The 12,104-nt window shown below is 45.2% G+C and carries 8 protein-coding genes; 4 read left to right on the top strand and 4 right to left on the bottom strand.

What is annotated here, in order from left to right:
• Window positions 1–9 precede the first annotated feature (9 nt).
• Window positions 10–1,335 carry a tRNA lysidine(34) synthetase TilS gene (gene tilS, locus ACYTPF_RS05135; RefSeq protein ID WP_461851412.1) on the top strand — a complete coding sequence of 442 codons (1,326 nt, stop codon included), beginning with the start codon at window positions 10–12 and terminating at the stop codon, window positions 1,333–1,335.
• Between the two features lie 164 nt (window positions 1,336–1,499).
• On the opposite strand, the gene ACYTPF_RS05130 is transcribed toward tilS, so the two are convergent.
• Complete coding sequence (locus ACYTPF_RS05130) at window positions 1,500–2,399, bottom strand: GGDEF domain-containing protein (RefSeq protein WP_461851411.1); 900 nt, start codon at window positions 2,397–2,399, stop codon at window positions 1,500–1,502.
• A 301-nt stretch (window positions 2,400–2,700) separates the two neighbouring features.
• On the opposite strand from ACYTPF_RS05130, the gene ACYTPF_RS05125 reads away from it, so the two are divergent.
• Window positions 2,701–4,635, top strand: coding sequence for a cation:proton antiporter domain-containing protein (locus ACYTPF_RS05125; RefSeq protein WP_461851410.1), 1,935 nt, complete (start codon window positions 2,701–2,703; stop codon window positions 4,633–4,635).
• A gap of 69 nt (window positions 4,636–4,704) precedes the next feature.
• Here the strand turns inward: ACYTPF_RS05125 and ACYTPF_RS05120 are convergent, their stop codons facing one another.
• Window positions 4,705–4,932 (bottom strand): hypothetical protein, encoded by a 228-nt coding sequence (locus ACYTPF_RS05120; RefSeq protein WP_118490048.1) that lies wholly within the window; start codon window positions 4,930–4,932, stop codon window positions 4,705–4,707.
• 535 nt (window positions 4,933–5,467) lie between these two features.
• Here ACYTPF_RS05120 and tadA point away from each other — a divergent pair.
• The gene (gene tadA / locus ACYTPF_RS05115) at window positions 5,468–6,007 is read left to right on the top strand and encodes a tRNA adenosine(34) deaminase TadA (protein WP_461851541.1); all 540 of its coding nucleotides are present in this window, start codon (window positions 5,468–5,470) and stop codon (window positions 6,005–6,007) included.
• A gap of 133 nt (window positions 6,008–6,140) precedes the next feature.
• Here tadA and ACYTPF_RS05110 read toward each other — a convergent pair whose 3' ends face one another.
• Together ACYTPF_RS05110 and mltF are read right to left on the bottom strand one after the other, a co-directional pair.
• Window positions 6,141–6,296, bottom strand: a complete 156-nt coding sequence (locus tag ACYTPF_RS05110; protein WP_012517585.1) for a hypothetical protein — start codon at window positions 6,294–6,296, stop codon at window positions 6,141–6,143.
• 249 nt (window positions 6,297–6,545) lie between these two features.
• Window positions 6,546–7,949 (bottom strand): membrane-bound lytic murein transglycosylase MltF, encoded by a 1,404-nt coding sequence (mltF, locus tag ACYTPF_RS05105; protein ID WP_461851409.1) that lies wholly within the window; start codon window positions 7,947–7,949, stop codon window positions 6,546–6,548.
• Window positions 7,950–8,125: 176 nt separating this feature from the next.
• Between mltF and purL the strand changes: the two genes are divergently transcribed.
• Window positions 8,126–12,013, top strand: a complete 3,888-nt coding sequence (purL, locus tag ACYTPF_RS05100; protein WP_461851408.1) for a phosphoribosylformylglycinamidine synthase — start codon at window positions 8,126–8,128, stop codon at window positions 12,011–12,013.
• Window positions 12,014–12,104 lie beyond the last annotated feature (91 nt).

Genomic DNA, 12,104 nt, shown 5'->3' with positions numbered 1-12,104 from the left:
TACTGGTCTGTGACCCCTCTACAATCCCCCACTATTGAACATATCGTCAACCGCATCGCGACATCTCTCACCGATGTAAAGCTACCACGTCAAACGCCACTCGTTGTTGCTTACAGCGGTGGTGTCGATTCGACCGTTCTGCTTCAAGCCGTTATTGCGTATAGGGAACAGTTTGATAGCCCAATTCATGCTGTACATGTACATCATGGCTTAAGCGAGAATGCTGACGACTGGGCCCGTCACTGTGAACTCCAGTGTCGTCTTGAAGATGTTGAATTTCATCAATATCGCGTTGCTGTCGATAGCAGCTCTAGAAAGAGTTTAGAGGCTGAGGCGCGTAAAGTTCGATACAACGCACTATTAGAAGTGTGTGAACAAATTGGCGGTGTACTGCTTTTGGGACAGCATGCAGAAGATCAGCTTGAAACCGTATTACTTCAGCTTAAACGCGGTGCAGGCCCACAGGGACTAGCGGGTATGGGCGAAGTGCAGTACCGGGGTGATACGCTAATAATGCGACCTATGCTAGCCCTAGAGAAAAATGACATCATCGCTTATGCCGAAGAGGAAATGTTGCAGTGGGTTGAGGATGAATCTAATCAGCAAAATAGCTTTGACAGAAATTTCTTGAGAAACGAGATAATACCTCATTTGCTTGAGCGGTGGCCCCAGTTAACTAAAACAGTTGGGCGAAGCGCTGAGCTTTGTGCAGAGCAAAGTGAGCTAGTCAGCGAATCTGCACAGCAATACTTCAAAGACTGTAGACGTGCGGATGCCAGGTTAGATGGACAAAAGCTTGCTGCATTATCTACCCCCTGGCAGGCTATGGTAATTCGCGCCTGGTTTAAAGCGCAGGGACAGCTTGCACCTTCAAAAGCGCAGACAGACCAAGTACTTGCTATGCTGGGGGCGAAACATGATGCTACCCCTGAAGTAAATTTTAAGTGGGGCCGGGTTATACGTTTTGACCATGACCTTTACTGGGTAGTTAATGATACTTGCGAGATACCAGAGTGTCTCGAGTTAGTGTTAGACCAGTACATTCCTCTTCCTTGGTTACATGGGCAGGTGAGGGTAACAGTAACAAAAGACAAAACTAACGATACCGTCTCTTTGCAAACTAATGCGCGTAATCTGCGGATGAAACCTGAAGGCGCCAGCGTATCAAAGCTATTGAAAGAGTGGTTCAAAGTATGGCGAGTGCCTCGATGGAAAAGGGATGGTGTACCCACTATCTTTTTAAATGAAACTCCTGTGGCAATTATTGTTGATGACAAGGTTGTTTATCTACAACCTAAAGTTGAGCGTATTAATATAGCTTTTAAACCTGTTTAAGCGCTAATTGGCCATATCCACATTACTTATAAGGTTTACTGAGCCAAATTCTTTGTATTCGCGAAGAGCAGCAAGGCTTTTAATCTTTTAAATTTTTTCGGCAGATTATACTGATAAAGCGGCATTGAATTGCCGCTTTATTTTAAACAAGTAAAAGTTACCAGCTAGGCAGCGTCATAGCTGTTTTTGCCAGAGTTTTTCACCCGATACAGCGCGTTATCAGCGCGGTCAAATAAACTATCAACACTGTCGCCATCTCGATAGATTGCGCCACCGAGACTTGCCGATACACCTAATCGTGATAAGTAGGCAGAACTATTAATACTCATTTGGATTCTCTGGGCAGCACATGCTAATTGCTGCTGTGTTTGGCAGTCTAACAAACAGCAGAATTCATCGCCGCCATAGCGAAATGCTTCGTCTTCATCGCGCAGAACATTTTCAAGATGCGTTGCCACATGAACCAGTACTTTGTCGCCCTCACCGTGTCCAAAGTTATCGTTCACATATTTGAAGTTGTCTAGGTCGATAACTAAAAGTGCAAATGGCTCATCATGTCTTTGTGCCCAGCCCAGTTGTCTTGTCATAGACTGCTGAAAGCCCGCGCGGTTGCCTAAGCTAGTCAGTACATCTTTGGTTGCCATTTGTTGAACACGCAATAAAGACAACGCATGCTTAACTTGTTTTCCAAATAAATCATGCAGTTGGAATAGGCTCTCCCTTTGCGATAATGACAAGGGTGAACTAATGTAATAATAGACATGGGCTTGCTCGCCATTAACAGAGCGTGCGCCTTGTAGTGGTAAATCAATCAGTGTTGACGATATCTTAGCGTTACCGTAGACCCAGCGGGAGTCGAAGTCGGATAAACTGAATCCAACAACAGGCAACAGCATATTAAGCTGCTGAAAATACACGCCTCCCAACTCTTGAAGTTCAAGCGTAGTCAGGAGCTGTGTTACAAAGCCCGATAATTCACTGAATGAAAGTGACTTACCTGTGCTCTCAGCAGGATAAAAATTGTTGTGTTGTGTGCTATCGTAGACTGACGTTGAAAAATCCACAGTAGTGCCCCTATACAAAATGCGTTGATATGCCGCAGAAATGAAACCAGTGTCAAAGCCCTGACGTTTCTGTGGTCATGACCGCATTTTCGCGAAAATTATGACGATCACAGCGGCAAAACTTGCCGGATCTGCATTTACATAGGGAATTTTGCAAACTGAATGCCAACAAGATATCTGTCGCATTAGTCTTTAGTTTAAGTGCAAAGCCGAAATGGTTATCGCGCTTATTTTACAAACGGAAGTTGATGTCGCTCTAGGAGGTTATGTGGGGACGAGTTTTTTAAATATTGTAATATTGATGTTTATATCGGTATGCGCAGTCGCCCTATTTAAACGGATTCATCTTCCACCTATTCTTGCTTATCTTTTTGCCGGTGTACTCGCAGGTCCACAGCTGCTATCTGTCTTTGCGCACCCCGAAGAAATGCACTTGTTGGCCGAAGTAGGTATTGTTTTTCTACTCTTTTCCCTCGGGCTAGAATTCTCCCTTCCTAAGTTGTTGGCTATGCGCTCTTTGGTGTTTGGCGTAGGGTTGGGGCAAATGTTGTTTACTACAGCGATATTTACCTGTGTACCGCTTTTAATGGGGATCCCAATTAGTGCATCTATCATTATTGGCGGTACGCTGGCGCTAAGCTCTACCGCTATTGTTATTAAACAAGCAACCGAAATGGGCATTCTCAATAACAGGCGTACACAGCTCGCCGTCAGTATCTTGCTCTTTCAGGACTTAGCCGTGGTCCCATTTCTTATAGCAATCCCACTGCTTGCGCAGACAGGCGAGGTGAGTATTGCCCTTGCTCTTGGAGAAGCACTTCTTAAAGGCGTATTCGTCATTGCGTTTTTAATGTCAGTAGGTAAGTGGTTACTTCCCTGGGTGTTTCGGGAAATTGCGAGAACCAGAACCGATGAGCTGTTTGTATTGACCACTATTTTGATCGCGCTGTTAGCTGGTGGACTCACCTATTATTTTGGTTTGTCGATGGCGTTAGGCGCTTTTTTGGCAGGGATGATGTTAGGGGAAAGCCAATACAAATATCAACTTGAAGCCGACATCCGCCCGTTTCGCGACATTTTGATGGGCTTGTTCTTTGTGACCGTGGGTATGCAGCTGGAGCTTACGGTGCTCTGGAACAGCTTATTTGAAATCGTATTCGGTGTTTTCGCGTTAATGATAGTTAAAGTTATCTTAGTCAGAGTTGCATCTATGTTAGTTAAAACTGACGCTATTGACGGCTGGTCCGCAGGCGTAAAACTTTGCCAAATAGGGGAGTTTAGCTTCGTTATTGCGGCGCTTGCCACCACCCACGGCGTATTAACTACTGAGCAGTCATCGTTAATAGTATGTATGGGGGTAATAAGTATGGCGTTAACCCCATGGCTTATGAATAACAGTGTGACTATCGCTAAACGCATTGTTAATAATGATATTTCCTTTGATGACAACGCTAGCTTTGGCAATGTCGGGCAGCTGACTAACCATGTCATTATTTGTGGATTTGGTCGGGTGGGCCAGTCGGTAGCGCGCATGTTGAAAATGGAAGGTATTCATTTTGTCGCTATAGATATGGACCCTGTCAGAGTGCATGAAAGCAGAAATGCGGGGGAACCCGTGATCTTCGGCGATGCCAGTCAAAAAGATATTCTGATCAATGCTAATGTAGAAAATGCAAAGCTTGTGCTTGTGACGTTTGACCAGGTCGATAAGGCCAAGCAAGTCATTACCCAGACCCGAAGTATAACAAACACTACAGATGTTATGGTTCGTACCAAACGAGACTACCAACTAGAAAGTTTGTACAGCGCAGGAGCAAACCAAGTAGTGCCTGAATTACAGGAAGGCAGTTTGATGCTGGTCTCGCAAGTGTTGCATTATGCCGGTGTACCTATGTCACGTATTTTAAAGCGGGTGCGGGCCGAGCGAAAAGGCCGTTATGATCATATGCACGGCTTTTATCCTGGAGAAACCACAGAAATCTCTTACGGGACGGAAGATAAACTGGAGTTTATTCATGCAGTAGTATTGTCTGAACGCGCCTCTTGCATTGGAAAAGCAATAAAAGATATCGACTTCACACGAATGCGCGTGGCCATTAAAGGCTTAAGACGTAATGGCAATGAAGTGAAAGACCCAGACCAAGACGCTATTTTACAGGCTCATGATGTACTGGTAATTGCAGGTAAACCCCGACGAGTTGAGCGGGCTGAACGCAAACTCTTAGAAGGGAATTGATGTTTAACTGCCAGCGCAGGTACACTATAGGCGTAGGTTGCGCTGGCAGAGGAATTTATTTCACTAAACTTAAGCGACGCGGTCTTTCTCTAAATCGGCAAACTGCTTTTTTAAGTCGTAGCGTTCATCAGTGACAATCTTTTCGAGTACAGATACACGCTCTTTCAAATCTGCAATTTCCTGCTTGTAAGCTTCAGCTTCTTTATTGCTAAGTTTCTTTTTGCTTTTGTCTTTTGCACTTTCGACAATGGTAACTAACGCCCACGCACAAATGGCTACTATTGCAATCGCTGTCATGTTCACGGTGGTATCCCTCACAAATGGCTTTAAAAGAGTTTAGGTGAAAATATGGTCAGTTGCCTAATTCACCTAGTATTTAGTTTTTATCTCTAATAAACAGAAACTAAATACTTATTAGTAAAATTACTGCTGCGCTTGGAGTACTATAACGGTTATTAAACTAAGTTTTCTTCAAAAAGTGTAACCAGTTAAGTCCTTAACACCAGCAGTGTTATAATGAAATATTGCAAGTAGGTTGCCAAGTGACAAAAGTCATTACTTTCTAGTTAGTTAGAATGTTTACCTAGATTTATGCAGAATTATTGTTAACTAATTTCACTAAATAAAGTAGCAAAATTGACTAATGAGTGACCAAAATAGCGACCTTTCGGCACCAGGTATCGACACTGGAAAAGCTCGGTCTAAAGAGCACAGCACCGAGCATGTCACAACGCAAGCATTAACGCCTGATGTGCTCACCGCTGAAGAGGCGCTCGCAAAAGTAAGCGCTTCAAAAGAAAGCTTTTGCCAAGAGAACCCAGTTAAAGAGAGGATGAGCCAGGAAAACCTTATTAATGAAACGGTTACTCAAGAAGACATGACGTGGATGAAGCATGCATTAACCCTTGCAGACAAAGCTGAATCTATAGGGGAAGTACCGGTAGGTGCCTGCGTAGTATTAAACGGTGAGCTTATCGGTGAAGGTTACAATACGCCAATAACAGATAACGACCCGTCTGCTCATGCTGAGTTGCGCGCTGTCAAAGAGGCCGCTTCTAAGGTGCAAAATTATCGACTCATTGACGCTACCCTATATGTCACTTTAGAACCCTGCTCTATGTGTGCCGGTATGCTTGTGCATGCGCGAGTAAAGCGGGTGGTGTTTGGTGCTAAAGATGCGAAAACAGGCGCTGCGGGTTCGGTCATGAATCTACTGCAACACCCAGCACTTAATCATCAAATTGAAGTGGTATCTGGCTTGCTAGCTGACGAGTGTGCTAACAAGTTGTCAGATTTTTTTCGAAAGCGCAGGAAAGAGATTAAGGCAGCCAAAAAGGCGAAAAAACAGCTAGAGGGGGATGCTTCAAGCTAATACTTACTCGGTTGGCTTGAAGATATGTTGTTTAGTGTTATTCGCCAGTTTGGTTTGCTGCGCTGGCAGGTTAAAAAAGAGCGCTTACTATTAATTGATTTCTATCAATGAAAGCAACCAGCTTATATATATTTTAGCTAGGTTTGCGGGTCAACTGAGTGAACATATCACTTGTAACAAATAGCTTGCGACGTTGAAGTACTTTCTGATGGCAACGCTTAAGCATAAGTCTGCGTCTGTTGTTGTTTTTCAATTTTATTCCTTTTTTCATAAAGCGATTTTTTTTCATTTATTCTCCTTTCTCACATTGAGGTTATTTTCCTCGTTGTGACCACATTTCCCCGTTAAGAAAAATGCTCTGTCGTTTGAACTAAGTTCTCATTTTTCGAGAGTCACTGTTCTTTTAGAGATTAATAATCTTTTAGAAAAATAAAAGTTCTGAGAAAGCGAGTTGGTTAATTACCAACTCGTTCAAAGGGTACATTATAAAGATGACATCGAAATGACAGTTTTCAATAGAGAAGCAAAACGAACTAGATTAAATTTTTCCTTGTTCATCTAACCAGACTAGGCTGTCGTAGTAGCGGCGAATGTTTTCTACGTATTGCAAAGCCTCATCACCTCTCGCGTAGCCATAGCGGGTGTTGCGGTAATACTTTTTTTGCCTAAGCTGTGGCAAGCGGCGTTTCACATCTACCCACAAATCAGGGTTACCCCCTTGTTGCTCGGTAAGAACCCTCGCATCTTCCAAGTGCCCCATTCCAATATTATACGATGCCATAGCCATCCAGGTTCTATCGGGTTCGCTAATTCGTGCGGGTATGCGGCTTAGCAAACTGGCAAAGTAACGAGACCCGCCGCGAATACTTTGCTCTGGGTTGGTTCTATCATCTACATCCCAGTCACTTGCTGTATCCAGCGTCAGCATCATTAAACCGCGAACCCCAGTTCTAGATACAGCGTTACTATCCCAATGACTTTCTTGATAGCTCATTGCCGCAAGCAGTCGCCAGTCTAGATCTCCTGCGTATTTTTGAAATAGAGGTTTATATTGGGCTAATGCAGTTTCAGCTGCGTAGTTGAAAGCCCGGCTGTCTACGTAATCGAACTGTCGGATATGACCGAAATACTTATCCTCCAGCACCGTAAACCAACCAGATTGATGTACGGTTCCAAAATACTCAATAAGCGCAGCTTTCACTGAATCGTCTTGATGTAATGGCAGCGCCCAAGCCATTGGCATATTTTCGTCAAGGGTTTTTGCTACAGCCAAGTTTGGATAACGTCTGCGCTGTAAAGCTAAACGGTTGCTGTCGGCTACTGTATAAGCGATATCACCATTGGCCACTTGTTGCAGCAGTTCTTCAGAATCTGAATCTTCGGTGGTAACTAGCTCGGTCTTTATCACTACTTTTTCACTATCAGTTGCTTGGTCGCCTAAATCGCGTAAAAGATCAGAAAGTAAGTGAGCTTGGCTGCTTTCTGCAACTGCAATTATAGGGGCATCGAGATCTAAAAGATCTCTAGGTCTGGATGTGCCTGCTTGGAATACGAGCTGCTGTTTAACATGTTGATAAGCCGGGCCATACGTGAAGCGGTTTTTTAGTGAAGGTGTCACCGCATCCCCCGTAGCAACAATGTCTAAGTTACCTTCCTCTAATTGCTCGAGCATGACTTCATAGCTGTAAAAGGGGTACAAATCGAGAGTGACCCCAAGGTAATCGGCAAACCCTGCCAGCAACTCGTACTCAAACCCCTGGGGCCCTTCAGCACCGTTATAAAAGGTTCCTGCGCCGTATACGGTTCCTACGCGGATGGTTTCCCGTTCTAATAATGAGGAAAGGGCCGTGGGGACCGAGGGCACGCCACAACTCATAACAGCAATGGATAAAATGATTATTAGTTGTAGTTTTAATCGTTTTTTATAGTCTTGTGACTGCATAGACCTTTACTTGTTGTCATCAAACTCGCTAAGTTTAAAAAAAAGTTCATGTTAGCGCGTTATGAGGTTACTTACTGTGCATAATTGCTCTATAATCCGCGCCGAAATACTCATCAATCCAAGAGACAACGCGTCGCATTGGTGGTCGTTGTTTCTAACAAACCAGGTAAATCAATATGTTGGTCCTTCGAGGCGCTCCTGCACTATCAGAGTTTAACCAAACTAAACTGATTGCAAAGCTGGGTCAATCCGGCGTTAGGGTTAAAAACCTATATAGCGAATATGTTCACCTAGTCGATTCCCAAGGTGACTTGTCTAAGCAGCAAATAGAAATACTTGAAAAGCTGCTCACTTACGGCCCCGCGAGGCAAGCACAAACACCTTCTGGAACCCTCTTCCTTATTACTCCTCGCCCCGGCACTATCTCTCCCTGGTCTTCTAAAGCCACCGACATCGCTCACAACTGTAGTTTAAAAAGTATCAATCGCATAGAGCGTGGATGCGCGTTTTATATCGAAATAGAAGATACATTAAGTGACGATGACTTTGCGCTTATCGCTAGTTTCTTACACGACAGAATGACTGAGTCAGTATTTACTAAAACTGACGATGCAGCGGTACTGTTTGCACAAACCGAAGCTAATACTTTCACCAGTGTAGACGTATTAGGGGAGGGCAAAGAAGCGCTGGTTAATGCAAACGTGGCATTGGGCCTGGCATTAGCTGATGATGAGATTGACTACCTGTTTGATAGCTTTACCAAGCTAGGCAGAAACCCGACTGACGTTGAGCTTTATATGTTTGCGCAAGCAAACTCTGAACATTGTCGGCATAAGATTTTTAACGCAAGCTGGACCATTGACGGCGAAGATCAAGAAAAGTCGCTGTTCAAAATGATCAAAAACACTTACGAGTTATTACCTGATCATGTGTACTCAGCTTACAAAGATAACGCAGCAGTAATGGAAGGCTGGGAAGCAGGGCGCTTCTTCCCGAACCCGCAGTCACACCAATACGAATACCATCATGAAAATATCGATATTTTAATGAAGGTAGAAACCCACAACCACCCAACGGCAATTTCACCGTTCCCTGGTGCCGCAACCGGCTCTGGCGGTGAAATTCGCGATGAAGGTGCTACAGGTCGTGGCTCAAAACCTAAGGCAGGTTTAGTTGGTTTTACCGTATCTAACTTACGTATTCCTGGCGCCGAGCAGCCGTGGGAAGCCGAGTATGGTAAGCCACAGCGCATTGTGAGCGCTCTCGATATCATGCTTGAAGGCCCACTAGGTGGTGCAGCCTTTAATAATGAATTTGGTCGCCCAGCGCTACTTGGTTATTTCCGTACGTACGAGCAAGAAGTTAATAGTTTTAACGGCGTAGAGGTAAGAGGCTATCACAAACCTATTATGCTAGCTGGTGGTTTAGGCAACATTCGCCGTGACCATATTGAAAAAGGCGAAATCACGGTAGGCGCTAAGCTTATTGTGCTTGGCGGCCCTGCAATGAACATTGGTCTTGGTGGTGGTGCTGCATCGTCAATGGCTTCTGGACAGTCAAACGAAGATTTAGACTTTGCTTCAGTGCAGCGTGACAACCCTGAGATGGAGCGTCGCTGCCAAGAGGTAATAGATGCATGTTGGCAGCTTGGCGATGACAACCCTATTCAGTTTATCCACGATGTCGGTGCTGGTGGCCTTTCAAACGCTCTGCCTGAGCTAGTTAACGACGGTGGTCGTGGCGGTAACTTTGAGCTAAGAAAAGTATTGTCAGATGAGCCTGGCATGACACCGCTAGAGCTTTGGTGTAACGAATCGCAAGAACGCTATGTTATGTCTGTTGCACCGGAAAATATGCCGGTATTCGAAGCAATTTGCGCCCGCGAACGCGCGCCGTTTGCTGTGGTTGGTGAAGCCACTGCCGAGCAGCACTTAAACCTGAACGACAGTCAGTTTGAGAACAAACCTATTGATATGCCGCTAGATGTGCTTTTAGGCAAGCCGCCTAAAATGCATCGCGACGTGAGTTCAACCAAGGTAAGCTCGCCAGCACTAGATGAGGCAGGCATTACCTTAAGTGATGCAGCGAATCGCATTTTATCTTTGCCTACCGTTGCAGAGAAAACGTTCCTTATCACTATAGGCGACCGCTCGGTAACCGGTCTTGTAAGTCGCGACCAAATGGTTGGGCCATGGCAAGTGCCAGTGGCGGATGTAGCAGTAACCGCTGCGGCATTTGACACTTATCACGGTGAAGCGATGACAATGGGTGAACGCACCCCGGTGGCTCTTTTATCACACGGTGCGTCTGCCCGTCTTGCGGTAGGTGAAGCGCTAACCAATATTGCTGCAGCAAACCTTGGTGATATTAAGCGTATTAAACTGTCTGCTAACTGGATGGCAGCAGCTGGACACCCAGGTGAAGATGCAGGTCTTTATGAAGCGGTGAAAGCTGTGGGTGAAGAGCTGTGCCCAGAGCTAGGTTTGACCATTCCTGTAGGTAAAGACTCTATGTCGATGAAAACTGCTTGGAATGAAAACGGTGAAGATAAAGCAGTAACCTCTCCGTTGTCACTGGTTATTTCAGCGTTTGGTGCAGTAAAAGATATTCGTAAAACAGTTACGCCTCAGCTACGCACTGATAAAGGTGCAAGCCGCTTATTGCTATTAGATTTGGGCGAAGGTAAAAATCGCTTGGGCGCTAGCTGTTTAGCGCAGGTCTATACACAGCTTGGCGATAGCCCAGCAGATGTGGTTTCTGCTACCCGTCTTAAAGGCTTCTTTGACGCTATGCAAGCGCTTATCGAAAAAGGTTTGGTGCATGCTTACCACGACCGTTCAGACGGCGGCTTATTTACTACAGTGGCAGAAATGGCCTTTGCGGGTAAAACAGGTGTGAGCGTTAACCTTGATAGCCTTAAAGGTAATGACATTGCTGTACTATTCAATGAAGAATTAGGCGGTGTTATTCAAGTGCTTGAAAGCGACCTAGATGCAGTTAACGCGGTACTGGCTAAGTTCGATTTAACTGAGTTGACTCACGATATCGGTACATTAAATAGCACAGATATGGTTGAGTTTAACCGCGACGGTTTAGCTGTACTTGCGGATAGTCGTGTATCAATGCGTACTACCTGGGCGCAAACTACGTTTGAAATGCAAAAGCTTCGTGATAACCCAGAGTGTGCTGAACAAGAACACGCTGCGAAGCAAGATGCTGCCGACCCTGGTTTGCATGCTGCGTTGTCTTATGATGTCAACGAAGACGTTGCCGCACCTTACATTGCCAAAGGCGTTAAGCCAAAAGTGGCGATTTTAAGAGAGCAGGGTGTTAATTCACATCTAGAAATGGCAGCAGCATTTACCCGTGCAGGCTTTGATGCTATCGATGTGCACATGAGTGACGTGTTGGCGGGTCGCATTACCCTTGAACAGTTTGCGGGTCTTGCAGCTTGTGGCGGTTTCTCTTACGGCGACGTATTAGGTGCAGGTGAAGGTTGGGCGAAGTCAATTCTATTTAACAGCATGGCGCGGGATCAGTTCGAAGGCTTCTTTAACCGCAACGATACGTTCAGTTTAGGTGTATGTAACGGTTGTCAGATGCTATCGAACCTAAAATCATTGATTCCTGGCACTGAGCACTGGCCGCACTTTGTTACTAACCAGTCAGCGCGTTTTGAAGCTCGCGTTGCTATGGTTGAAGTGATGGAGTCTAAGTCTGTGCTGCTAGATGGTATGGCAGGCTCGCGTATGCCGATTGCTGTGTCCCACGGCGAAGGTCAGGCTGAATTTGCAAATGAAAACGCGCTATCGCAGGTTAGCGGTCAGGTAGCCATGCGTTATGTAGACAACTATGGCAAGCCAACTATGCAATACCCGGCTAACCCGAACGGTTCACCGCAAGGTATTACTGGTTTAACGTCTGTCGATGGGCGCAGTACTATTATGATGCCTCACCCTGAGCGTGTATTTAGAGCCGTTGCAAACTCATGGTGCCCAGACGATTGGCAAGAAGACGGTGCGTGGATGCGTATCTTTAGAAACGCCCGTAAGTTTGTTGGTTAATATTACAGTGTGACCTTGATAAGCAGGGGGAAACCCCTGTTTATTTTCTATAAAAATACTGTTTAATAAATGCGCATACCTTAAATGGGTG

The organism is Alteromonas sp. HB246098 (assembly GCF_054890645.1).
Note: the sequence above shows the minus strand (reverse complement) of the source record. Positions and strands in the feature narration are given on the sequence as shown.

Coding starts and splice junctions, on each gene's coding strand:
- ACYTPF_RS05110 (WP_012517585.1), bottom strand. CDS start 6,296: ATGAAAAAAAATCGCTTTATGAAAAAAGGAATAAAATTGAAAAACAAC.
- purL (WP_461851408.1), top strand. CDS start 8,126: ATGTTGGTCCTTCGAGGCGCTCCTGCACTATCAGAGTTTAACCAAACT.
- ACYTPF_RS05125 (WP_461851410.1), top strand. CDS start 2,701: ATGTTTATATCGGTATGCGCAGTCGCCCTATTTAAACGGATTCATCTT.
- ACYTPF_RS05120 (WP_118490048.1), bottom strand. CDS start 4,932: ATGACAGCGATTGCAATAGTAGCCATTTGTGCGTGGGCGTTAGTTACC.
- mltF (WP_461851409.1), bottom strand. CDS start 7,949: ATGCAGTCACAAGACTATAAAAAACGATTAAAACTACAACTAATAATC.
- tadA (WP_461851541.1), top strand. CDS start 5,468: ATGAGCCAGGAAAACCTTATTAATGAAACGGTTACTCAAGAAGACATG.